We start from the raw sequence: 25,163 nt of genomic DNA on the forward strand, positions 1-25,163 counted from the left end.
AAAATTCAAGAAAAAAAATGGCCCTAGATCACAAAACACAGCTTTATTTTTTGCTGCATTTTCGCTAAGGCTATTTAGAATCAAATGATTTTGATTTATTTATTCACTTAAATAAATTTTAGCTGCTGCTGTTGCATTCGCCGTTGCATAAGAACCCATCGGTGCATCGGTATAACTGCCATCAGAATTCATAATAATCTGACGCTGATACTTGGCTGCCTGAATGTGTGAAGTACTGCTGCTATCATTGGAGTAGTTCGCTGAACTGGCAATGATGCGACCTTCACTGGATGATGTGCTAGACGTGGTTGTACTTGCACTCAGGCCATGAGTATACAGATTTTGATAACGGCTGGTCACACGGCGTACATAATCCTGAGTCTCCCGGAAAGGCGGGATTCCACCATATTTGCTGACATTGCCTTCACCGGCATTGTAGCCCGCCAGTGCCAGGCTGGTATTGCCATTAAAACGCTTTAATAACCAAGCCAGATATTTAGCACCCGCCATAATATTCTGATGAGGATCATAGGCATTGCTGACATTAAAGCGACGTGCTGTGGCCGGCATCAGCTGCATCAAACCTTGTGCACCCACAGGGGAGCGGGCATGGGTATTAAAGCCGGATTCAGTATGCATGACTGCTTTAATTAAACCTTCAGACACACCATAAGTCTGGGCGGCCTGACGAATGATCGAATCAAAAGCGTTCTTATTCTTGCTATAGCTAGGCAAAACTGACGACTCGCTGCTGCCCCAGTTACTATAGCTATGAATATTGCTATCCGGATAATAAGTCTTCTTTTCGACCTGAAGATGATTATAACGGCTCTTCTTATTGGTCAATAAGGTACTGCCGTTTTTATCACGCAACTGATAGATGGTTTCGCCGGCATACACCAAATGACTGCAGCCCAGCATAAGCAAGCTACCGATCAGTTGACACCCCAAGAAATACGTCTTTATTTTCATTGTTTATATTTGATAAATAATAAGCTAGAAAAATTCATGGATGAGTTTAACAAAAAATTACGTAATGCACAGCCTTATACGCTGCATTTATAAACGAGTATGTAAACGGGAACAGCTGTCAATATTTTGAACATTAAAATATTTTTTTTATTTAATTTAAAACCTTAGGGTTGACAGCTTTAAGTTATTGATTTTAATTATAAAATAAATTGATTAAAAAATGATCAATTTAAAGAAAAGCCTTAAATTTTGAGGTGAACAAGTTGTCAAGTCCATTTCAATCCACAAAGTTATCCACAGCTTTTGTGGACAACTGTGGAAAAGTCCAAAAGATAAGCATCTCGCTTAAAAATTGAACTAAATCGTTCAATATATCAATCTAAATAAAACATGAAAATGAAACTAATATGGCATTTGTATGAAAATAAATTCTTTTGATGCGATACGGAACCGAATCAGCTAAAATTGCGCGGTATTTCTATTTATGGGTTATTCTCGTCTATGTACTCGCCAGTTGAATCCGAGCAAGGATTTAATTTCAAACCTGAACTGCCAACAAGCTCTGCCTACTACCGTTTGTTGAAGAAGCTTCGCCGCCAGGTCGGACATGCCATTCGCGACTTCAAGATGATTGAAGACGGCGACAAGGTCATGGTGTGTATTTCTGGTGGTAAAGACAGTTATACCTTGCTTGATATCCTCCTTCAGTTTAAACGCATTGCACCAATCAACTTTGATGTGGTGGCGGTTAACCTGGACCAGAAACAGCCCGGTTTCCCGGAAGATGTATTACCGCGTTATTTAGAAGAAAATAACATTCCGTATTACATCTTGGAAAAAGATACCTACAGCATTACCAAAAAACTGACACCGGAAGGTAAGACTTACTGTGCAGTATGTTCACGTCTGCGCCGTGGTTCTTTGTACGGTTTTGCTCAGGAAATTGGGGCGACTAAAGTGGCGCTGGGTCATCACCGTGATGATATTTTGGCAACATTCTTCCTGAACCTGTTCCATGGGGGCAGCCTGAAAGCCATGCCGCCAAAACTGCTGTCTTCTGACAAAAAGAATATCCTGATTCGTCCATTGGCCTATGTGGAAGAAAAAGACATCATCAAATATGCACAGATGCGTCAATTTCCAATTATTCCATGTAATTTATGTGGCTCTCAGGAAAATCTTCAACGTGCCATTATCAATGACATGTTACGTGAATGGGATAATGCACATCCAAAACGTCTGCACAGCATCTTTGGTGCCTTGCAAAATGTTTCACCATCTCAGTTAGTTGACCGCGAATTATTTGATTTTGAAATTCTGGATAGCCAGCGCGAATTCGATTTCAAAGGCAGCTGTTCAACTGAAGAGGCGGTAGAAGGTGAGAACCGCCGCATCAATATGGTCAATTTGGGCTTTGCAGCGGACTAATCGACCTATATAAAGTTAAGCCGATACAGGCATGGGCTACGGCCGATGCCTGAATCAAAAATAACACAAGATAAGAACTATAAAAATTGAACGGTGCGTACAAAATTCGTTAGCCTTTGCCATAATGATCATGTTATAACAAGTCACAAGCATAATAGCTTCAACCTGATGTCGTCTGGATAGTCGACACAAATGAATAAATAAATTGAGGAAAGATCATGCCTGCTTTTTTAACTGATGATTGGTTTTCGACTGTAGACACGCTCACTGCACAAGCTGGTGATTTGGATTTGCCACCTGCTTTGGCGAATCTGGCAATTAATTTGGTCGTTGCAGACACTACAGGTAATACAGAATTATCTTTGGAAGGTGGCGCGATTAAAAAAGGTTTATCTCCAAATGCGAAAACAACATTGAACATGGATGGTGAAACCTTACGTAAAGTTTTCCTTGAGTTTGATATGGCGGCTGCAATGCAAGCCTTCATGACAGGTAAAATCAAGGTGCAAGGCGATATGTCTCAATTGATGGCATTGCAAACAGCGAAGCCAAGCCAAGCACAAAAAGACCTGTTCAAGAAAGTACTTGAAAATACCACAGCTTAATAGTCTTGATCTAAAAAGCTGTAGTAACAAAAAAAGCTTACCCTGAGGTAAGCTTTTTTTATGGCTGAATAACTAGATTTAAATTGATCAGGCTTAAATATTCACCAGCTGTGGAGTAGTCTTGATGTGTTCCAGATAGGCACGGATACGGGTCACGTATTGCAGGGCCTGACGGTAACGACCATTACTGGCTTTATTCTGTTCCAGATAAGCATACAGGTTTACCCAGTTATTCGGATTCTTGCCTTGGGCCTGAATACGTTTTTGCAGCTGATTCACAGCACCTGGGCCCATGTTATAGGCAACTAAAGCAAACCAGTTACGATCCGGATAAGGGATATGTTCATAACGGCTCAGCATCTGGTCATAGTATTTGGCACCCCCATCAATACTTTCGCCTGGGTCTGTCCGGTTACTAACCCCCATCGCTTTTGCGGTAGAGCTTGTGAGCATCATCAGACCGCGGACACCGGTGGGAGATACGGAGTTTGGCTTTAGATAGGATTCCTGGTAACCGATCGCGGCGAGCAGGTGCCAGTCCAGATCGTACTGCTGAGCAGATTTCTGGAAGCTCGCCTTGTATGTGGGGAGTCGCTGGTTCAGGTCCTGTTGAATTTCATCCCAAGAATGTTCTTCTACCACATTCTGATTGTAGAAGGATGCAAGCTGCTTGATCGCACCGCTTTGTTTGCCTTGACATACAAAAGCACTGGCGGTTTGACTCAAGGGATCACTGGCTGATTTAAATACCAGATTCAGATTGGCATTCAGTCCATTACTGGCCAGTGAAGACTCATCACCACAAGTGGCAGAAAAAGCCGTTAAACGCTGTTGTTCAATCGTACCCAGATCAGTCGTGGTCATGGCCAGATTGGCTTTGCCCTGCGCTACCCATTTCAGGGCCGTGGCATTATCCGGAACAGTTTTAAAATCCAGCTTAACATTCAGGCTGTTGGCATAGTTGCGAACCAGGTCATAACCAAAACCATGCTGATGTTGTCCATCCTGAAACACAGTCGTTGGACTTTGAACTGCGACGACGGTGAGTTTGTTGCTATTGACCACATGATCATATTGAAATGTGGTTTTAGTGGCATTGATACTATGAAAGGGGATAAGTGCCGTACTCAGTACCAGTGCTTTTACAGGGAGAGAAGAGATAAAAGAGCTAAGGCAAAGCCTCGACCCAGTGGTTGAACTACTGTGCATGTTGTCTCCGCTACAAGTAATTTATGCCCTAAAAATCACAGCCAATACTAGCCAGAAACTTTTAAAAGTTTGATAAATTCAATAAGGGTTGGGCAGTCATGACGTCATTCAAAAATGACTAAATTGATCGGGAAATATGTAGAAAAACTACATAGATTAAAAAATAAGCGATTCCAAAAGTAGGGTGCATATTAAAGATCAAAAAATGAATTGTCAAATTTTGTACATAATTTATTTTTTAAATGTAATTTAAGTTATTAAATTTATTGAAGAAAAAAATTGCATATTCTGGCTTGTCCTAAAACTCCAAATAAAATAAGCTCTTAATGTCTAAAAACTGGTTCAAAATTGGCAATTAAAACACATGAAATCTAACCTGATTACCCGTGGTGGACACGACAAATTGGTGGCAGAACTTAAAAATCTCTGGCATGAGGAACGTCCTGAAATTACCAAAAAAGTGAACTGGGCAGCCAGTCTCGGCGACCGTTCGGAAAACGCAGATTACCAGTATAACAAACAGCTTTTACGTAAAATTGATCGTCGGGTTCGTTATCTGGGCAAGCGTCTGGAAGAGCTGCGAATTGTTGATTTTTCTCCTGAACAGGAAGGCAAAGTTTATTTTGGTGCCTGGGTCGAAATTGAAAATGAACAGGGTGAGCAGAAGAGTCTTCGGATTGTGGGTGTCGATGAAATTTATGATCATCATCCGCAGCATATTTCGATTGATTCACCCATGGCACGTGCCCTGTTAGGCAAGTCAGTAGATGATGAAGCTGAGGTGATGACACCATCCGGCAAGAAACTCTGGTTTATCAATTCAATTCGCTATGAAAAGCCAGAAAATTCAGAAGATTAATGAAATTGATTTTATTTTGCGCAGTTGATGCAGAGAAATTGGAAAAATATTTGCCAAGCGCAATTTTTATTTATATGATGGCGGCCATGGAAGCGTGGCAGAGCGGTTTAATGCACCGGTCTTGAAAACCGACGAGGGCTTATACCCCTCCGTGAGTTCGAATCTCACCGCTTCCGCCAGATATAAAAAACCCCGATCATTGATCGGGGTTTTTATTTTTAACTCATTAAAATGATTTTAAATTTTCATTGTTCAAAATGATGTGAACATTAAGGCTAAATTCATTCTGAAAATAAAAATATCAGCCCCTAAATCTTATGTATAAAATTTTATCTACTCTAAAATTTTCGTCTGATTTTTAACTGAATGAACTGATTTTTACAGAAGTTTTGCGAAAATTTATTGCCAAGAAACAGAAATATTTATATGATGGCGGCCATGGAAGCGTGGCAGAGCGGTTTAATGCACCGGTCTTGAAAACCGACGAGGGCTTATACCCCTCCGTGAGTTCGAATCTCACCGCTTCCGCCAGATACGAAAAACCCCGATCATTGATCGGGGTTTTTTATTGCCTATTCATTGGGGTTTATAGCGCTCAGACTCAGATGGAAGGCTGCCTTGAATTTCCTGTTGTATCCATGCAACAAATTTTTCAATCAGCGGTGAGCTTTCCTGACTGGAATGAACCAGATAATAGCCTCGTTTCTTTTCTAAGGTCTTACTGGATACCAGCACCAATTCCTGTCGCTTTAATTCTTTTTCAATTAGCATTTGCGGGATCAAGGCCATTCCCATGCCATGGCTAGCCACTACAGCGAGCATAGAAAACAGTTCATGTCGTTGCCCCTGCAAAGGATTTGGATGTTGGATCTGATGTAGCTTGAACCAGTCTTCCCAGATATTCGGCCGGGTGGTTTGCTGTAATAAAGGGAGTTGAACCAGTTGTTCAGCACTTAAGTCATAGCTGTAGTCATTAATCTTCTGTGCATCAGGAAAATACTGTTGAATCAGGTCAGGTGCACAGACAGCAACTACATCTTCATGCATTAGAAAATGGCTATGCGTACCAGGCCATTGTTCGACCTGTTGAGGTGTTCCTGCATAAATAGCAGCATCGAAAATCTGTTCCTGAAACAGAAAAGGGCGGGTGCTGGTTTCCAGATGTATCGTAATTTCAGGATACAGCCGATTAAAGCTCTGGAGTTTAGGTAATAGCCAGCGAGTCGCAAACGTAGGCACTACGCCCAGTTTTAAAGTACCGCCGCGCCCTTGATGCGTAATGACGTCTAGGGTTGACTGTTCCAGTCCTTTGAGATGCGGAGTGATACTTTTTAAATATTGCTGTCCAGCATGATTGAGTTCTACACCATGCCGCGTACGGGTAAATAAAGCCGTGCCTAAATACTCCTCCAGTTGCTGGATCTGGCGTGAAACTGCACTTTGGGTTAAAAACAGTTCCTGTGCAGCATAGGTATAACTGGCATGACGTGCAGCAGTTTCGAAACAGATCAGCGCTTGCAGGGAAGGTATTTTTCTACGCACCTGTTCCTCCTTGAACTTAAAATGGTCAGATATCAATAAATGGTATATCAATCTAATACTACTATACGACTTTGGTATAAAAAATAGGCAAATTAGCTATGAAAATAATTTCTAGAAATAGCGACTTATATAAGGTATGCATAAAGTGCATAGCTACATGCTAATTTATCGTTTGAACAAGTCATGATTCATGCCTAGAGTCAATCTGAAGGATAAAACAACATCATCTAATAGATGAAGGATTGGCAGGGAATATTATGAATCAAATGGTCGATACGAAAAAAACCAGCAAAGTCTATTTTAATTGGCAAGATCCGTTCTTACTGGAGCAGCAGCTGACTGAAGAAGAACGCATGATCATGGAATCTGCGCGTGCATATTGTCAGGGGCAGTTACAGCCGCGTGCATTAGAGCAGTTCCGTCATGAAAAAACCGATCCCACTATTTTCCGTGAAATGGGTGAACTGGGTCTGCTGGGTCCAACCATTCCAGAACAATACGGCGGTGCAGGTTTAAACTATGTCAGCTATGGTCTGATTGCTCGTGAAGTAGAACGTGTAGATTCGGGTTACCGTTCAATGGCCAGTGTGCAAAGTTCTCTTGTGATGGTGCCAATCAATGAATTTGGTTCTGAAGAACAGAAACAGAAATATTTGCCAAAACTGGCGACCGGTGAATACATCGGTTGTTTCGGTCTGACTGAACCAGATCATGGTTCAGATCCGGGCAGCATGATTACCCGTGCCAAAAAAGTCGATGGTGGTTACCGTCTGACGGGCGCGAAAATGTGGATTACCAACAGTCCGATTGCTGATGTCTTTGTGGTTTGGGCAAAAGAAGTGTCTCCTGAAGGCAATGTCGGTGATATTCGTGGCTTTATTCTAGAAAAAGGCTGGGAAGGGCTTTCTGCACCAGCGATTCATGGCAAAGTAGGTCTGCGTGCATCGATCACCGGTGAAATCGTGATGGACAACGTTTTTGTTCCAGAAGAAAATGCATTTCCGGAAATTCGTAGTCTAAAAGGTCCATTTACCTGCCTGAATAGTGCCCGTTATGGTATTGCTTGGGGGGCGATGGGTGCAGCTGAATTCTGTTGGCATACAGCACATCAATACACCATGGACCGTAAACAGTTCGGTCGTCCATTGGCTGCGAATCAGCTGATCCAGAAAAAACTGGCAGACATGCAAACTGAAATTGCATTAGGTCTACAAGTGGCTTTACGTTTTGGCCGCATGAAAGATGAAGGCATTGCATCAGTTGAAGGTACTTCACTGATCAAGCGTAATAACTGTGGTAAAGCACTGGATATTGCCCGCTTAGCGCGTGACATGATGGGCGGTAACGGCATTTCTGATGAATTCGGTGTGGCACGTCATTTGGTTAATCTTGAAGTGGTGAACACTTATGAAGGTACACACGATGTACATGCCTTAATTCTAGGACGTGCGCAAACAGGTATTGCTGCATTCTCCAATTAAAAAAGGAAACATTTTTGTGCAGGGTATGGTTTTCAATCGCCTAACCTTGCGTCATTTTCTTACTCCAATTACACTCCTTTGCCGAAGTGATGTTTGACTTCGGCATTTTTTATATCTCTATGTTTATAAGAATTCATCTAAAGCTTGAGTGAAAATAGTCACATCCCGGTTGACGCGGTATGATAGACAGATTCAGGCGTTGGAACAGATTATGAAAATTGTCGCAGATGAAAATCTGGCATTTACCGATTATTTCTTTGCAGAATTTGGCGATATTCAGCATCGTGCAGGAAGAACTCTCACTTCGGAAGATGTAAAAGATGCCGAGGCTTTATTGGTCCGTTCCGTGACCAAAGTCAATGCAGCATTCGTACAGGACAGTCAGATTAAATTCGTCGGCAGTGCCACCATTGGTACAGATCATCTGGACATTGCTGCACTAGAACAACAGAACATCCGCTGGAGCAATGCGCCCGGCTGTAATGCACAGGCAGTGGCTGAATATGTGATTACGGCTTTATTATATTTACAACCCCAATTGATCAATGCAAATAAAGAATTCACCTTGGGCATTATTGGTCTAGGAAATGTCGGTTCGCGTTTGGCAACAATGGCCAAATTGCTGGACTGGAATGTGATTGCCTACGATCCCTTTGTGCAGCGCGATCAGGTTCATCAGGTTGAATTTGAACAACTGCTAAAAACTGCAGATGCCATTTCCATTCATGTACCTTTAACCAAAACAGGTCAGCATCCAACTTATCATTTAATTAATGCTAATGCTCTTGGACAAATGAAACCTGAAGCCATTTTAATTAATTCAGCGCGTGGGCCAGTCATTGAAGAAGCGGCGCTAATTGCTGATATTCAGGCAACTCAACGTCAGGTGGTACTGGATGTCTTTGAGCATGAACCGGAAATTTCTGAACAGCTGCTGAATCTGATTACTTTGGTGACGCCGCATATTGCAGGTTATAGTCTGGAAGGTAAGGCACGCGGTACTCAAATGATTTACGAGGCATTTTGCCAGACTTTTGGCTTTGAGATTAATAAGCAGTTTGAAAGCCAGTTGCCTGTCTGTGTACAGTTTTTCCAGAACCAGGATTTAAAACTGGCGCTACAACAGCATTTAACCCAGATCTATGATATTGCCCGTGATGATACCAATCTGCGTGCCTGTTTAAAAGATGGCAAAGTCGATCAGAAAGCATTTGATCATTTACGCAAGACTTATCCTTTACGCCGTGAATGGGCCGCTCATGGAGGGCCAAAGGCATGAGTCAGATTGTATCTTATCAACCGACCTGCGACTTAAAAGCCATTAAAGCACGTGCCAACATGTATGCCCAGCTCCGTCAGTTTTTTGCTGAACGTGACGTGCTGGAAGTAGAAACACCGATTTTATCTCAGGCTGGTGTGACCGATGTGCACCTGGCTTCGATTCAGGCCCAGCGTCATGTCATGGGTAAGCTCGGCACACATTATCTACAGACCTCACCTGAATTTGCCATGAAACGTTTATTGGCGAGTGGTAGTGGACCGATTTACCAGATCTGTAAGGTGTTTCGGGATGATGAACACGGCCGCAAGCACAATAGTGAATTCAGCATGCTGGAATGGTATCGTCCGGCCTTTAGTCTGAAAGATCTGATGTTTGAAGTGACAGATCTGTTAAATGTGACGCTTAAGGCACGTTTTGGAGAAATCCGCCCCACTGTGCTCAGCTATAAACATGCCTTTATGGATCGCCTGGATCTCAATCCTTTACAGGCCACTTTGCAGCAACTCAAAGATTGCTGTCGCAGGGTAGGTCTCAATCTGGACTTGGGGGATGACCGTTTAGGGTATATCGACCTTTTATTCTCGCATATGGTCGAGCCAAGCCTGGGTTTCGATGCGGCTGTATTTCTGACAGATTTCCCACCGGAACTGGCATCATTGGCTAAAACCAGAATCGATGAAGATGGGGAGCTGGTTGCTGCCCGTTTCGAGCTGTATATAGAAGGGCTGGAACTGGCCAATGCTTATGATGAGCTGATTGATGCTGAAGTTTTGCGTTCCCGCTTTGAAGCAGATAATGCAGAACGGGCAGCGCTTGGCTTGCATGTCATGCCGATTGATGAGTATTTGCTGGCGGCATTGCCACAAATGCCGGAATGTTCGGGTATTGCCTTAGGTCTTGATCGCTTGTTGATGATTGCAACCAATCAGATGAAATTGGAAAAAGTGATTACTTTCCCTGCTGAAATTTCATAAATTAAATCCACGATTGATCAGCTGGTTATGACTGGCTGATCATTCCAGATGCTTGCGAAATCCAATACTGTAACTGTCAAATCCCAGTCCTTGATAAAAGGCATGCGCAGGATAGCGTTCTTCGCGATTTCCGCTGTTGAGCTGAATCATCTTGAAGCCTTGCTCTTTTGCAATCTGTTCAATAGCAGCCATTAATTGCTTGCCTATACCTTTTCCACGATAGGCCTGATCAATTATAAAAGCCTGAATCCTTAAATATCCACCGTCAAATTCCCAGGTGTATTCCTGAATAAAACCGGCATAGCCGATCACATGTGAATCCTGTTCAATAATTAGTGTCTGATAATGACTGTCTTGATGGAGATGCTCCCAACGCTGTTTGATATTTTTCAGCGTAGAGGGATAGCCAAGCTGAATCGTGAGTTGATGAACGTCATACAGGTCTTTTTCAAGATCCAGTTGACGGATGAGATAAGTCATTAGACATATTCTTAGCTAAAAATAATATCAATCATAATCAATATTTACTTTGCTGAAGTGTTGCAAGTGCACAGTAGCTTCAAAGAATTATTGCTATCTATATAGAAAATCGAGATGAATGAGATTTCAGATATTAAAAAAGGCCCCTTGAAGGAGCCTGATGTTTAAAGTATGGCACTATGCTGTTCTTTCAGTTCTGCTAAAGCCGCAATCCGTCGTTCAATTAGCATTTCACCAATATCTGGACCTTGAATCTCTGGAGGCAAGTCTTGTGCTTTAATGCTACGTACGACCTGCATGGCATCCAGCACATATTGAGCCTGAGGATAAGCACGATTTTCTAGACCCAAACGTCCACGGGAGTCACATTCACAAGCCTGTACAAACGCTTCAACACGTTCAGGACGACGTAAAACATCTAGACGCTGTAATAAACGCCATAAAGTGCCAGGTTTTAAGTTAAAAGCCTGGTGACATTTTAAGTGTTCTTTACAAACTGCCAATGCCAGCTGTTTGGTATGAGTTGGAACTCTTAAACGTTCACATAGCTCATTTACCGGTTTGATCCCACGTTCTTCATGCATGATATGGCGTGGCAATTCTTCAACAGGGGTTAATGCCTTACCTAGGTCATGAACCAGAACTGCAAAACGAACATCCAGAGTATAATTTTGGCGGCAGGCTTGCTGTAAAGACATCATGGTATGAATACCACAGTCAATTTCCGGATGATATTCAGGACGTTGCGGAATGCCATATAAGGCATCCAGTTCCGGGAACAGTACTTTTAAAGCACCACAACTACGTAATACTTCAAAATACACATCTGCATCCTGTTCCATCAGTGCGCGTGTGGTTTCTTTCCAGACCCGCTCAGGTGTCAATGCATTAAGCTCGCCCGATTCCGCCAGCTGCTTCATCAGCACCAACGTTTCTTCTGCAATGCTAAAACCCTGATGTTGATAACGCGCAGCAAAGCGGGCAATCCTTAAAACACGTAAAGGATCTTCGACAAAAGCTTCTGATACATGACGCAGTACACGATCAGCCAGATCTTTTTGACCGCCATAAGGATCATAAATCTTACCTGAATCATCCATGGCCATGGCGTTGATGGTCAGGTCACGGCGGATCAGATCCTCTTCCAAGGTGACATTGATATCGGTATAAAATTCGAAACCATGATAACCATAGCCAGACTTGCGTTCGGTACGTGCCAGAGCATATTCGTCTTTGGTTTCAGGATGAAGAAAAACAGGGAAGTCCTTGCCAACAGGTTGAAAACCTTTAGCAAGCAATTGTTCCGGCGTCGCGCCGACAACCACATAATCTTTTTCGTGATAGGGGTGTCCAAGTAAATGATCCCGAACTGCACCGCCTACTAAATAAACTTGCATGAAAAAACCTCTATTCTTACAAGCATCATGCTACAGAATAGAGGTTTTCTCAAGTCAAGAAGTTACGCTGATGCGTACATTCCTTAAAGCGCGTTTTTTTCTGCTTCCTGAATTTCAGCAACAGTTAACGCTGTCATATTCACTACGCGACGAGTCGTTGCAGTTGGTGTCAGGATATGAACAGGTTTCGCAGCACCAAGCAGGATAGGACCAATGGTCACGTTATTACCTGAAGTTGCTTTTAACAGGTTAAACGAAATATTGGCTGCATCCAGATTTGGCATGATCAGCAAGTTTGCAGAACCTTTGAAACGAGAGTTCGGGAATGCAAACTGACGGATATTTTCGTCCAGTGCTGCATCACCATGCATTTCACCTTCAACTTCAAGCTCAGGTGCAGTTTCAGAAAGGATTTCATATACACGGCGCATTTTTTGTGCGCTGGCATCGTGCTGGTCTGAACCGAAGCTAGAGTGAGAAAGTAGGGCAACACGTGGAGTAATACCGAAACGACGTACTTCTTCAGCAGCCAGAATCGTCATCTCAGCAAGCTGTTCAGCCGTTGGATTACGGTTGATGTAGGTATCCGCGATAAACAGGTTGCGCTCTTCAAGCATTAATGCGTTTAAGGTGAAGAAGGTATTATGGCCATCCTGTTTGCCGATGACATTGCTGACAAAGTCCAGATGGATGTCATAGCTTGAGTAAGTACCACATAACATACCGTCCGCCATGCCATGACGAACCAGCATCGCAGCGATCAGGGTAGAACGGCGACGCGCTTCACGGTGTGCATATTCAGGCGTTACACCTTTGCGTTGCATCAGGTTGTAATAGTCGTCTGCAAATTTTTCGTAATCCGGGTTCTTTTCCTGATCTACGATGGTGATGTTGACACCATCTTCAAGACGTAAGCCCAATTTCTTGATATTGGCTTCGATGACTGCTGGACGACCTACCAGAATCGGTTTTGCCAAGCCTTCATCCACTGCAATTTGTGCAGCACGAAGTACACGCAGGTCTTCACCTTCTGCATAAGCGATACGTTTAGGATCTGTTTTAGCTTGTGCAAAGATTGGTTTCATCATGAAGGCTGAGTTGTAAACAAACTCAGACAGACGTTGACGATATGCCGAGAAATCCTGAATTGGACGAGTTGCCACGCCAGAATCCATTGCAGCTTGAGCAACTGCAGGCGCAATTTCCAGAATCAGGCGTTGATCCAGTGGACCAGGAATCAGGTAATCACGGCCGAAAGAAGCTGATTTTTCGCCATAAGATGCAGCATCTGCTTCTATGTGTGCCATACGTGCAATCGCGTGTACGCAGGCAATTTTCATCTCTTCATTAATAGTGGTGGCACCAACGTCTAATGCACCACGGAAGATATAAGGGAAGCACAGTGCATTGTTCACTTGGTTCGGATAGTCAGAACGGCCAGTCGCCATAATGACGTCATCACGAACTTCGTGTGCATGTTCAGGCAGAATTTCTGGATCCGGGTTCGCCAAGGCAAAGATAATTGGATCTTTGGCCATCAGTTTCACCATTTCTTTGGTGAGAATACCGGCTGCAGAAAGACCCAAGAACATATCTGCACCTGCAATCACGTCACCGATCTGAGAGGCATCAATGTCTTGTACATATGCTTTTTTAGATTCGTCCAGACCTTCACGTTTAGTTGTTAATAGACCACGTGAGTCAGCAACGATGATATTTTCTTTTTTCGCGCCAAGGGCACAAAGCAAGTTCAAGCAAGACAGGGCAGCAGCGCCGGCACCTGAAGCAATGATCTTGATTTCATCAATTTTTTTGCCATTTAATTGCAATGCATTCAGAAGAGCAGAACCTACAATGATTGAAGTACCATGCTGGTCATCGTGGAACACAGGAATTTTCATGCGTTCACGAAGTTTCTGTTCAATATAGAAACATTCTGGAGCCTTAATGTCTTCCAGGTTGATCCCGCCAAAAGTGGGCTCTAGAGAAGCGACAATATCAACAATCTTGTCTGGATCATTTTCAGCAATTTCGATATCGAATACATCAACACCCGCAAATTTTTTGAACAGTACGCCTTTACCTTCCATGACTGGTTTAGACGCCAGTGGGCCAATATTACCCAAACCAAGAACTGCTGTACCGTTACTGACCACTGCAACCAGGTTACCGCGTGCGGTATAAAGTGCAGCTGTTGAAGGATCGCGTTCAATCTCAAGACATGGTGCGGCAACGCCAGGCGAGTAAGCAAGGGCTAAGTCACGTTGGTTGACCAATTGTTTGCTTGGTGTAACGCTGATTTTTCCTGGAGTAGGGAATTCGTGATAGTAAAGAGCCTGCTGCTTTAAAGATTGTTCGTCCATCTGTATCTCTATCGTTGTAAAGATTACCCAGAAAGCGGGTAAAAAATTGCATTTATGGCTCTGAATATAACATTTGTTAAGCACTTAGCCCAGTCAAAGTCGACCATTTTTGCGACAATCTTATTCGAGGTAGATATAGACTTAGACTTGATATATATAAGTTTCAGCAACGCGATTCTGTTCTAAATATGCAGTTGCTTCCAGTTCCGGCAATGGCTTGGAGAAGAAGTAGCCTTGGGCAATATCACAATCTAAATCACGCAGATATTGCAGCTGTTCTTCAGTTTCAATACCTTCAGCGACGACAGTCATGCCCATGGCTTTACCCATCGCAACCATGGCGCTGACAATCGCTTCCTGTTTATGTTCGCCAATTTTAGAGACAAAACTGCGGTCAATTTTGAGAATGTCAATAGGAAAATCGGCAAGATAGGACAAAGAAGAATAACCGGTTCCGAAGTCATCCAGCGAGATATTAATCTGGCGCTGCTTGATCTGGTTCAGCAGATTTTTGACAGATTCAGAGTTTTCAATCAGTGAAGATTCAGTAATTTCCAGTTCCAGACTGGTGCCAGAAATCTGGTTTTCGCTAATGGCCTGATCCAGATCATCGAGTAACTGACCACGACGCAGTTGCTGTGCCACGATATTCACAGAGACACAGATATTATGAAAGCCAAGATCATTCCATTCACGAATCTGTTTGGCAGTTTGCTGAATCACCAGACGGCCGATCTCGGAAATCAGGCTGGTCTGTTCGGCTAAAGGAATAAACAAGCTAGGTGGGATGATGCCTTTTTCTGGATGTTTCCAGCGCACTAAAGCTTCAAAGCCATAAATATGCTGGTCATTGAAATTAATTTTCGGTTGATAATAAACTATCAGTTCGCCATTCTGGATGGCTTTACGCAGATCGCGTTCAATGAAAATTCCTTGCTCTAGCAAAGCTGTATTTTCATTGGAGTAGAAATGGATAGTATTCCCGCCGAGATTTTTGGCTTCACTCAGCGCCTGTTCAGCACAGTTATTCAAATAATCTAGCTGACGACCATGATCCGGATAGAAGGCCACGCCCATCGATAGGGTAATCACATAATCTTGTCCAAAAATATGGAAAGGAGCCTGGAAGGCTTCAGCAATTCGTTGACAGTGTTCCTGTACAGACGGGCGAATATGCGAGATTTCATACAGAATCGCAAAATCGTCACCATTTAGATGGGCCACAAACAGGGCTTCAGCATTAGTCAGACGTAAGCGCTGTGCCACCTGACGCAACAGCTCATCACCACCATTATTAGACAGGTATTCATTCAATGGACGGAAACGGTCGATATTGAGTCGGATCACCGCCATTTTCTTGATGGAATCTTTTTGCGTCATCAGATATTGATGCAGCTGGTAGTTATAGTAAAAACGGTTCGGTAAATCAGTCAGTGTGTCGTAATTTTCCAGATAAGACAGGCGCTGTTCCTGTAATTTACGCTCAGTCAGATCAGAGACAATGCCGATATAATGGGTGATACGGCCTTCATCATCGGTAATCGCATTGATATGCAACCAGAGTGGCATTTCTTTGCCGGACAGGAATTTTTCACTCAGTTCGCCATCAAAGGAACCGATTTTCACGACTTGCTTGATGATATTGGAATGAATGCTGCGCTGCTGTGACTTATGACTTGCAGTAATATCAAACAGATATTTACCTAGAATTTCATTACGTTCAAAACCGGACAAATTTTCGAAATAAGGGTTCACTTCGATATAACGTAATTCATCATTTAGGATGAAGATCCCTTCAGCTGCTTGCTCAATTACACTGGCTGCCAGTTTCAGGCGTTCTTGAGAACTACGTTCCTGTTGAATATCACGCAAAATTCCCACCATGCGTAAAGGACGGTGAGTTTCGGGATCGCGACTGATCACCCGACCTACATCATGTACCCAACTCCAGACTCCCGGCGCTTGCTGAATCCGGTAAGTTACTTCATAGCGCTCAGTTTTCCCACGCAGATGCTGTTTCATATTGCTTTTGAATGCAGCCAGATCATCGGGATGAATCATATGTTGTAACTGCAAATGATGCTCACTGGATTTCCGTTGTACCTTCTCATCTTTATGATTGGTCAGCAAAATACTGCGGTCTTTGATATTCCAGTCCCATGGACGGATACCGGCGATTTCATGAGTCAGTTCAAGGTTTTGCTGCTGGTTTTTCAGATCAATATTAATCTGTTCAATATCATAAGTACGTTCACGAACTTTCTGCTCTAGTAGTTGATTGCTGAGTTGTAGCTCCAGTTCGATATCTTTTGATTTATTGACTTCCGTTTGTAGCTGTTTGCACAGTTCATCCGTCCAGGCGACCTGTTGTTCGGCATTATTCACCAGCAATTCATTTTCTGCATAAAGGCGGGAAGTACGGGTATGAATACGATAGGTACTATTGGCACAGAGCAAGATCACAATGACTGCAAAATTTAAGGCTAGACCAAAGACTGGATTGGCACCTGAGATATGAAAAAATTGAAAGAGTAAAAAGGGTACCAATGAAGGCAAAAATACCAGTGAAAAATAACTGAGCTTCTGGGTTAAATAAGTCAGACCGAAAGCTTGAGTCACTATTAATAGCAAGGCTGATAGAGTCAGTGCTTCTATTTCATCAAAATTAATATTGGCCTGTGGCAAGTAATAATAAATCAGGGAAATACCGGAAGCGATACAGCAACCTACCGCAAGGCTCTGAATTTGTAACCAGTAATGCGCATTTTTTAGTTGATATTGTTCAGGCTTAAAATACAGGGTATTGATGAGCCAGCACATGCTGACGGTAATTTCAGTCAGGATAAACCAGAGATTAAAGTAACTATTCGATAAGCTATATTGAATGTGATAAACACAGAAAATATAGAGGCAAATAATCATGATACTTAACAGAAAATATCGGCTATGTCGAAGCGTGTTCGCAATCTGAGCACGATGCAAGTGCTCTTTGATATAAGCCTCTTGATTATCAATCATATAATTAAGTGCCTTGTATTCGTCCTGAACGGTTTTTATCCTAGATTTTAATTTTTATTCAAGCTTGAATGATTCTTAAATCAATCAATATGTGTTTCATTATTATTGACTCAAGAGTAGAGTGTTTATAAATAAAAATCAATAAAATTAATAACTAAATTTTACAATTTTGACCGCTTAAATAGTGTAATTCAAAATTGAGAGGGCAACGACAGGAGCAGTTTCGGTACGCAGGACACGTTCACCAATACACCAATTGACAAAGCCTTGCGCATTCGCCGCTAGGATTTCTGCTTCACTCAAGCCACCTTCAGGGCCAATCAGCAAGGCAATATCCGGCGTGGCATTCACCAGAACATCAATTTCTTCTTTATTTGGCGCTAGCACCAGTTTGGTAGTAGGAAGATCGGTTTCCAGCCATTTTTCAAGTGACATTGGCGCTAAAATTTTAGGAACAATGTTCATTCCACACTGTTCGCAAGCGGCAATCGCCACACCTTGCCAATGATCCAGTTTTTTCTGGTCGCGGTCGTATTTCAGGCGCATCTCACAGCGTTCAGAGGTTAAAAGCTGAATTTCAGATACACCCAGTTCGACCGCTTTCTGGATCGCATAATCCATGCGGTCACCTTTACTCATGACCTGGCCAAGCAAAGCCTTAAATTTGGGTGTGCGATCCGTAGGGTTGTAACTATTGACCTGTACAGCAGCCGACTTTTTGGAAACTTCAACCAGTTCAACTTCATATTCACCACCTTGTCCATTAAACAGGGTGGCTTTTTCGCCGACTTGAGCACGTAAAACTTTAACCCAATGATGAAACACTGTTTCAGTCAGTTCTACAGTGGTATCTACTGCTAAATCAGCTTCAATAAAAAAACGTGGCATTAAAGTTTTACTCTCAAATCAGGTATTTTACTTATGCAAGACCGAGGTCTTTAACAAGTTGACGGGTTGGATCAGTGGTATTCATGGTGTAGAAATGCAGGCTTGGTGCACCGCCAGCAATCAGGCGTTCACAGAATTTCACGACGACTTCATGACCAAAGGCTTTAATGCTTGCAGTGTCATCCCCATAATTTGCCAGTTGCTTGCGAATCCAGCGTGGAATTTCTGCGCCTGTACCATCTGCGAAGCGAATCAGGTTGCTGGCATTGGTAATCGGCATAATACCCGGCGCAACCGGAATATCGATTCCAGCTTTCTGGATACGGTCTACAAAGTAGAAGTATGCATCTGGATTAAAGAAAAACTGGGTCAATGCCGCATTGGCACCGGCATTTACCTTATCCACAAAGTGCTGAATATCTTTATCAAAGCTGTCTGCTTGTGGGTGCATTTCAGGATAAGCAGCAACTTCGATATGGAAATGATCACCTGAATGTTCACGGATAAAGCGAACCAGATCCTGTGCATAAGGCAATTCACCTAGGCCCACCTGACCAGATGGCAAGTCACCACGCAGTGCGACAATACGATCAATCCCTTGTGCTTTATACAAATCAAGCAGTTCAGCGATACGCGCTTTGTCATCGCCGATACAAGACAGGTGAGGAGCAACGGGTGTGCCTTTACCGTTAAAATCATTAATCGTAGATAAAGTACGTTCACGTGTTGAACCGCCAGCCCCATAAGTCACAGAGAAGAATTCTGGATTCAACTGTTGCAGTTCTTGGTGAACCACTTTGAGTTTTTCCGCACCCGCATCAGTTTTAGTCGGGAAAAACTCAAAAGAAATTGGAATCTGTTTAGACATGTTCAAATCCTTTTTATAAATACTTGTATTTTATAGATTACCCTCATCCTAACCTTCTCCCAGAGGGAGAAGGGACTACCATTGTGATAGTTAAAGTCTTTAAAGACTTACCCTATAACAATTTTCACAATGGAAATCTCCCTCTCCTTATAGGAGAGGGCCGGGGTGAGGTGGAAATCAAAAATTAATATTTATAAGCATCAGACTTAAACGGACCTTCAACAGCTACGCCAAGGTAATCTGCTTGTTCTTGCGTTAACTGCGTTAACACACCACCAAAGCCTGCAACCATGGCTGCCGCAACTTCTTCATCTAATTTCTTAGGAAGCAGTTCAACGCGAATCGCTGCTTGTTTTTGATCTTCAGGTAGATCAGCAAATTTCTCAGCGAATAAATGCATTTGACCCAAGACTTGGTTAGCAAATGAACCATCCATCACACGTGAAGGGTGACCTGTTGCATTACCAAGGTTCACCAGACGACCTTCAGAAAGAAGGATCAGGTAATCATTTTCGTTTTCTGAACGATATACTTGGTGTACTTGAGGTTTCACTTCAACCCATTTGTAACCACGTAGGTAGTTAGTATCGATTTCAGTGTCGAAGTGACCGATGTTACAAACCACTGCGCCAGCTTTCAGGGTATCCAACATTGCAGCGTCACATACGTGGTAGTTACCAGTGGTAGTCACGATCAGGTCGGTATTTTGAAGAAGATCAACGTTCACATCTTCTTTTTTGCCAGTTTGAACGCCATTTTTGTATGGAGAAACCACTTCATAACCGTCCATGCATGCTTGCATCGCACAGATTGGATCGATTTCAGATACACGTACGATCATACCTTCTTGACGAAGAGACTGAGCAGAACCTTTACCTACGTCACCATAGCCGATCACTAACGCACGACGGCCAGAAAGCAGCATGTCAGTTGCACGTTTGATCGCATCATTTAGAGAGTGACGGCAACCGTATTTGTTATCGTTTTTAGACTTGGTTACTGAATCGTTGACGTTAATCGCTGGAACTTTCAGAGAGCCATCTTTCCACATTTCCAGAAGACGCGCTACACCTGTAGTGGTTTCTTCAGTAATACCGTGGATTTTTGCAATCAGTTCAGGATATTTTTCGTGAACAACAGCTGTCAAGTCACCACCATCATCCAGAATCATGTTGGCATCCCAAGGTTTGCCGTTCACATTGATCTGTTGCTCAAGACACCACATGTATTCTTCTTCTGTTTCGCCTTTCCATGCAAATACAGGAATACCACGTGCAGCGATTGCAGCAGCAGCATGGTCTTGAGTAGAGAAGATGTTGCAAGAAGTCCAACGAACTTCAGCGCCTAATTCAACCAGAGTTTCAATTAAAACCGCAGTTTGAATAGTCATGTGGATACAGCCAAGAATTTTGGCACCAGCAAGCGGTTTAGCAGCTGAGTAGCGTTTACGCAGACCCATTAGGGCTGGCATTTCAGCTTCTGCAAGTTTGATTTCTTTACGGCCGTAGTCAGCTAGGGAAATATCAGCAACTTTATAATCTGTAAATGAAGCATTAACCGCGTTCATCACGATCTCCTTATAAAAAACAATAATTGATCATTCAGTTCGCGGATGCCGTTGTTGGTCTGTCTAGAAAAAGTTGGACCGATCGTCGAGCCTGGCGCTTTTACATTTCGTACCTGTAAAACGTCGCAGCATCCCTCGACTAGCGGGGTATTGTACTTGGAAATTAATTTGGTTCCAATCCGAAATTGTTTAATATCTGACTAATAAGAAAATTTTGAAAATATTTTGAGAAATATCCTGATATTTAAAAGCTGAAATAAAGTTTTATTCTCGTAAAAAAGCCCATCATCTGATGGGCTTTTTATTTATTCTATGTCCTGCTCAATTTCATCTGCTTTCTTAGTCCAGTAATCTGCCTGTATATCATCAGCGACGACACCAAGACCATTGGCATAAATAAAGGCAAGATCACGCATGGCTTGAACTTCACCCCATTCAGCTGCTTGCTTTACAAGAGCGATAGATTTTTCAACATCTTTTTCGACCACATCACCACGACGGTAAAAACCAGCCAGTTCTAAAGTCGCTGCAGGGTGTTTTTCGAAATTGGCTTTACTCAACCAGTAATAGGCTAACTCAAAGTGAGCTTTGGAATCGTCAGGATCTTCCTCAGCGATTTCTTTGGCATAAACCGTATAACCCTCACCGAGCCAGTACATGGCTTCAACCCAGCCACCATTGGCTGCTTTCAATGCCCACTCTTCGGCTAGCATGATGTCTTCGTCATGCTCGCTTTGCATATAGAGTTCGGCAAGCTCAAATTGGGCTTCGGCATTGCCTGCCAGTGCGCGGTTTGCCAGCGTGGCAGGGGGAGAAACACGCTCAGTCATGTCAGTATCTCAAATATCTTTGTATCTAGATTAAAAGGTTCAAAATAAAAAAGCCAATCCGAAAATTGGCTTTTGTATAAAAGTCGACTGAAAGCGCTTAAAACACGCAAACGAAGCTATTTGTTTAGAGGAATAACAATAAAAACAAATAGAAAGAGAACAAGAATAAAATTAAATAGTTTTCAATGATTCAGAAAACAAAACAGCGGCCCGAAAGCCGCTGTTGATATACGATTAATGAGATAAAAACTTAGTCTTGCTGGATTCCTGCAACCACCCAATCTTGTTGAGAACCGGCAGGTTTGACAAAGTGCCAGATTTCAGCAAATGGTTGAGGTTGGCTATTCAGGTCTTCACTTACAGTACCAGTGAAGCGTACGCTTACTACGTATTGACCATTCTCATTCGATGAATCTACCACCATTGCATTCAGGTTAGAAAACTCAGCTACGTCCTGATCCTGATTTGCCATAATGTCGTTATACATCGACTGGTAAAGATCAGGGGTCAGGTAACGTTTAATTTCTGAAATGTTGCTCGCCGTATTCATTGACTGAATGTGGTTGAAGCGCTGACGTGCAACACGTAAGAAAGTCGCAGGTTCTGTTCCATCTGGAAGCTGGTTGCCGCTATTGGTATAGGCTGCACCAAATGGCGCGTTATTTACCGGAGCTGAACCAAACGGTGTATTCGTGCTTGGTGTGCTACCACCCACGTTCTGACCAAAAATATTGGTATTGTCACCACCGCGAGGAGGTGTCTGACCAAATGGTGCTGAATGACCAGCACCACTATTTGGAGCGTATGGATTAGAAGCTACTTTTTTTTTTGCGCCCATCTTACGGAAAATGAAGAAGGCAACAGCGGCAGCAAGTAAAATCCAGATCCACCCTGGAATACCACTTTTTTCCTCTTGTTGCTGTTGAGCTGCTTGAGCTTCAGAAGCCGCTTGTACTTCTTTGTCATCAGCCAGCGCATTGGCAGCAACTGCACCCACTGCAGCACCTGCTACACCGGCAGCAACCATACTACCTACACCTGGGCCAGATCTTTGCTGAGTTGCAGCACCAGCAGCTGGAGCCTGTTGTGCTGGCGCAGCTTGACGAGGTTGTTGATAAGATTGGGTAGGCGCAGCAGAACGTTGCATACCATGGCTTTTACCGCCACCGGCACGTTTTGCTTCAGCAGTTAAAGGAGCAACCAGTAATGCTGCTGTTAAAAGACCTGCAATCAAACCACGCTGTCGAACTTCCATTCAATTTTCCTATGTGAAAAAAACTTATTTGAATACTCTATTTATATAGGCTTTATAGGGGATTTCAATCAAAAATGTGTATTTTTTTAGGCTTTTCGCAAGATTTATCGATTAAAACTAACTGAGTTCATCACTTAGGCTCATGGCTTCACTCAGGGCTTCATGCAATCGAGCTACAGCAATGACTTGCACACCGGGAATCGTTTTTTGCGGTGCATTGGCACGCGGTAAAATAATATATTTAAAACCGTGTTTAACGGCTTCCTTCAGACGTTCCTGACCATTCGGTACCGGACGAATTTCGCCAGAAAGACCAACTTCACCAAAAACAGCCAGTTGCTGAGGCAATGCTTTGGTCCGGATACTGGATGCACACGCTAAAAGTACAGCCAGGTCAGAACCGGTTTCGGTAATCTTTAAACCACCGACGATATTGACATAGACATCCTGTCCTGATGTTTGTACGCCACCATGACGATGCATTACGGCAAGGAGCATATTCAGACGGTTTTGCTCTAACCCCAAGGCTACACGGCGTGGCTGGCCATGAGCATCATCGACTAAAGCTTGAACTTCAACCAAAAGTGGGCGAGTCCCTTCACGGCTAATCATGACGATGGAACCTGGAATCGCTTCATCATAACGACTGAGGAAAATAGCAGATGGATTGGCGACTTCCCGCAGACCTTTATCGGTCATGCCAAAGACGCCAAGTTCATTGACTGCACCAAAACGGTTTTTGACTGCGCGGATCATACGGTAACGAGAATCCGACTGGCCTTCAAAATACAGCACACAGTCCACCATATGTTCCAATACACGCGGACCTGCTAAGGCACCTTCTTTGGTCACGTGACCAACAATAAACAGGGCAGTGCCGCTATTTTTGGCGAAACGGGTCAGTAGGGCTGCAGATTCACGAATCTGTGACACACCACCTGGTGCAGACTGCAAGGTTTCGGTATATAAAGTCTGAATCGAGTCCAAAATAGCAACAGCAGGACGTTCCTGAGCCAGCACTTCACAAATACGTTCGACACAGGTTTCTGCCATGACTTTCAGTTGGTCAGTTGGTAAGTCCAGACGCTGGGCGCGTAATGCCACCTGAGATAAAGACTCTTCACCTGTCACATATAGGGCAGAGCTATTACCTGCTGCCATATGGGTTGCGGTTTGCAGCAGAATAGTTGATTTACCAATCCCCGGATCACCACCAATCAGAACCACAGAACCTGTAACGAGACCACCGCCTAAGACTCGGTCAAACTCACCAATCCCTGTTTGCAACCGGGTTTCATGTGAAACGGAGACTTTGTTTAAGGTGGTAATCGCTGCTGCCTGACCGGCATAGCCCCCAATTTTTGGCTGAGCACGATGTGTCGTTGCTGGCGCAATACTGACTTCTACCAGACTGTTCCATTCCCCACATTCAGAACACTGACCCGCCCATTTAGGATGGTCTGCTCCACATTGTTCACAACGATACACACTTTTTGCTTTAGCCATAATTTCCGAAAATAAATATTGGGAATGGGGGCTACAGCATAGCGGTGAATGAGACTGAAAACCAAGACCTTTGGCTGAAAAAGTCACTGATTTACGTCAGCATATGACGCATATGGATTAACCTTTCTACATGCAAGTCAAATACCTTCTATAATGGAGAAATTCATCACGGGTACAGGAAACCTGACATGCCACAACTTTTAAAACATATCGATGCGATCGCACGTGAAAAAGACCGTGATGTATTATTTGTACATTTTGAAAATTACGAACATGAAAATGCCGATGCTGAGTCTTATCATTTACGTCAGAACCTGATGGAATGGCTGAAGCAACGCCAAATTAACTTTGCACCTTGCATGGGGATAGAACAGCCTGGTGTGATTGAAAGTTATTCAGGCGATCTTTATATCGATGTGCCATTTGATGAAGCTAATCCTATTTACCAAATGGTCAGTGAACATCTTGAAGATGCTGACGGGGAGATGAAGATTCCAGGTGTGCTGTTCTTTGTATTATCCCTAGAAACTGCGCTGGAAATTGAAGCCGATCGTGAAGAGTTCTTGAATCTAAATCAAGCTCATGATGATGACGGTGGATTTTCTGGCCGTGTGAACTGATATTTTTAGCAAACTTAAA

The 25,163-nt window shown here is 43.2% G+C and carries 20 protein-coding genes and 2 tRNA genes; 9 read left to right on the plus strand and 13 right to left on the minus strand.

Annotated features, from left to right (window positions below; all coding sequences use genetic code 11):
- Window positions 1-99: 99 nt before the first annotated feature.
- Window positions 100-972, minus strand: a complete 873-nt coding sequence (locus FTV13_RS00525) for a lytic transglycosylase domain-containing protein (protein WP_200228892.1) — start codon at window positions 970-972, stop codon at window positions 100-102.
- Window positions 973-1,473: 501 nt separating this feature from the next.
- On the opposite strand from FTV13_RS00525, the gene ttcA reads away from it, so the two are divergent.
- Window positions 1,474-2,400: a tRNA 2-thiocytidine(32) synthetase TtcA gene (gene ttcA / locus FTV13_RS00530; RefSeq protein WP_005236792.1), complete on the plus strand. Its 927-nt coding sequence runs from the start codon at window positions 1,474-1,476 to the stop codon at window positions 2,398-2,400.
- Window positions 2,401-2,618: 218 nt separating this feature from the next.
- Entirely contained in the window at window positions 2,619-3,005 is a 387-nt protein-coding gene (locus FTV13_RS00535) for an SCP2 sterol-binding domain-containing protein (RefSeq protein ID WP_004784757.1), read from the plus strand.
- A gap of 93 nt (window positions 3,006-3,098) precedes the next feature.
- Here the strand turns inward: FTV13_RS00535 and FTV13_RS00540 are convergent, their stop codons facing one another.
- On the minus strand, window positions 3,099-4,214 hold the full coding sequence (locus FTV13_RS00540) for a transglycosylase SLT domain-containing protein (RefSeq protein WP_180010616.1): 1,116 nt from the start codon (window positions 4,212-4,214) through the stop codon (window positions 3,099-3,101).
- A gap of 364 nt (window positions 4,215-4,578) precedes the next feature.
- Between FTV13_RS00540 and greB the strand changes: the two genes are divergently transcribed.
- The 3 genes from greB (at window position 4,579) to FTV13_RS00555 (ending at window position 5,604) form a co-directional block, all read left to right on the plus strand.
- The gene (greB, locus tag FTV13_RS00545; protein WP_159123487.1) at window positions 4,579-5,073 is read left to right on the plus strand and encodes a transcription elongation factor GreB; all 495 of its coding nucleotides are present in this window, start codon (window positions 4,579-4,581) and stop codon (window positions 5,071-5,073) included.
- A gap of 88 nt (window positions 5,074-5,161) precedes the next feature.
- Window positions 5,162-5,252, plus strand: a tRNA-Ser gene (locus FTV13_RS00550).
- Window positions 5,253-5,513: 261 nt separating this feature from the next.
- Window positions 5,514-5,604 (plus strand) — tRNA-Ser (locus FTV13_RS00555).
- Between the two features lie 45 nt (window positions 5,605-5,649).
- Here FTV13_RS00555 and FTV13_RS00560 read toward each other — a convergent pair.
- Window positions 5,650-6,615, minus strand: coding sequence for a LysR substrate-binding domain-containing protein (locus tag FTV13_RS00560; RefSeq protein ID WP_180010618.1), 966 nt, complete (start codon window positions 6,613-6,615; stop codon window positions 5,650-5,652).
- A 257-nt stretch (window positions 6,616-6,872) separates the two neighbouring features.
- Between FTV13_RS00560 and FTV13_RS00565 the strand changes: the two genes are divergently transcribed.
- From FTV13_RS00565 to epmA, 3 genes are all read left to right on the plus strand, one after another.
- Entirely contained in the window at window positions 6,873-8,096 is a 1,224-nt protein-coding gene (locus FTV13_RS00565) for an acyl-CoA dehydrogenase (protein WP_180010620.1), read from the plus strand.
- A gap of 211 nt (window positions 8,097-8,307) precedes the next feature.
- Window positions 8,308-9,375, plus strand: coding sequence for a 4-phosphoerythronate dehydrogenase (locus tag FTV13_RS00570; protein ID WP_180010622.1), 1,068 nt, complete (start codon window positions 8,308-8,310; stop codon window positions 9,373-9,375).
- Window positions 9,372-10,352, plus strand: a complete 981-nt coding sequence (epmA, locus tag FTV13_RS00575) for an EF-P lysine aminoacylase EpmA (protein WP_180010624.1) — start codon at window positions 9,372-9,374, stop codon at window positions 10,350-10,352. Before FTV13_RS00570 ends, epmA begins: the two co-directional genes overlap by 4 nt.
- 39 nt (window positions 10,353-10,391) lie before the next feature.
- Here the strand turns inward: epmA and FTV13_RS00580 are convergent, their stop codons facing one another.
- The 10 genes from FTV13_RS00580 to radA all read right to left on the minus strand — a co-directional run bounded on the left by FTV13_RS00580 (window position 10,392) and on the right by radA (window position 24,524).
- Complete coding sequence (locus FTV13_RS00580; protein ID WP_180010626.1) at window positions 10,392-10,832, minus strand: GNAT family N-acetyltransferase; 441 nt, start codon at window positions 10,830-10,832, stop codon at window positions 10,392-10,394.
- A 164-nt stretch (window positions 10,833-10,996) separates the two neighbouring features.
- Window positions 10,997-12,229 carry a multifunctional CCA addition/repair protein gene (locus tag FTV13_RS00585; RefSeq protein WP_180010628.1) on the minus strand — a complete coding sequence of 411 codons (1,233 nt, stop codon included), beginning with the start codon at window positions 12,227-12,229 and terminating at the stop codon, window positions 10,997-10,999.
- An 83-nt stretch (window positions 12,230-12,312) separates the two neighbouring features.
- A complete protein-coding gene (locus FTV13_RS00590; RefSeq protein ID WP_180010630.1) occupies window positions 12,313-14,592 on the minus strand; it encodes an NADP-dependent malic enzyme in 2,280 nt (759 codons plus the stop codon).
- Between the two features lie 141 nt (window positions 14,593-14,733).
- Entirely contained in the window at window positions 14,734-17,610 is a 2,877-nt protein-coding gene (locus FTV13_RS00595) for a bifunctional diguanylate cyclase/phosphodiesterase (RefSeq protein WP_180010632.1), read from the minus strand.
- A 177-nt stretch (window positions 17,611-17,787) separates the two neighbouring features.
- The gene (locus FTV13_RS00600; RefSeq protein WP_180010634.1) at window positions 17,788-18,498 is read right to left on the minus strand and encodes a 16S rRNA (uracil(1498)-N(3))-methyltransferase; all 711 of its coding nucleotides are present in this window, start codon (window positions 18,496-18,498) and stop codon (window positions 17,788-17,790) included.
- Between the two features lie 31 nt (window positions 18,499-18,529).
- Window positions 18,530-19,366, minus strand: a complete 837-nt coding sequence (gene metF, locus FTV13_RS00605) for a methylenetetrahydrofolate reductase [NAD(P)H] (RefSeq protein ID WP_180010636.1) — start codon at window positions 19,364-19,366, stop codon at window positions 18,530-18,532.
- A gap of 184 nt (window positions 19,367-19,550) precedes the next feature.
- Window positions 19,551-20,933, minus strand: a complete 1,383-nt coding sequence (gene ahcY / locus FTV13_RS00610) for an adenosylhomocysteinase (protein WP_180010638.1) — start codon at window positions 20,931-20,933, stop codon at window positions 19,551-19,553.
- Between the two features lie 305 nt (window positions 20,934-21,238).
- Window positions 21,239-21,763, minus strand: coding sequence for a tetratricopeptide repeat protein (locus FTV13_RS00615; protein WP_180010640.1), 525 nt, complete (start codon window positions 21,761-21,763; stop codon window positions 21,239-21,241).
- 250 nt (window positions 21,764-22,013) lie between these two features.
- A complete protein-coding gene (locus FTV13_RS00620) occupies window positions 22,014-23,018 on the minus strand; it encodes a Tim44 domain-containing protein (RefSeq protein ID WP_180010642.1) in 1,005 nt (334 codons plus the stop codon).
- 117 nt (window positions 23,019-23,135) lie between these two features.
- Window positions 23,136-24,524: a DNA repair protein RadA gene (radA, locus tag FTV13_RS00625; protein ID WP_180010644.1), complete on the minus strand. Its 1,389-nt coding sequence runs from the start codon at window positions 24,522-24,524 to the stop codon at window positions 23,136-23,138.
- Between the two features lie 188 nt (window positions 24,525-24,712).
- On the opposite strand from radA, the gene FTV13_RS00630 reads away from it, so the two are divergent.
- Entirely contained in the window at window positions 24,713-25,144 is a 432-nt protein-coding gene (locus tag FTV13_RS00630) for a hypothetical protein (protein WP_180010646.1), read from the plus strand.
- The last annotated feature ends 19 nt before the right edge of the window (window positions 25,145-25,163 follow it).

The organism is Acinetobacter sp. YH12235 (genome assembly GCF_013417705.1).
In the GTDB taxonomy this organism is placed as follows: domain Bacteria; phylum Pseudomonadota; class Gammaproteobacteria; order Pseudomonadales; family Moraxellaceae; genus Acinetobacter.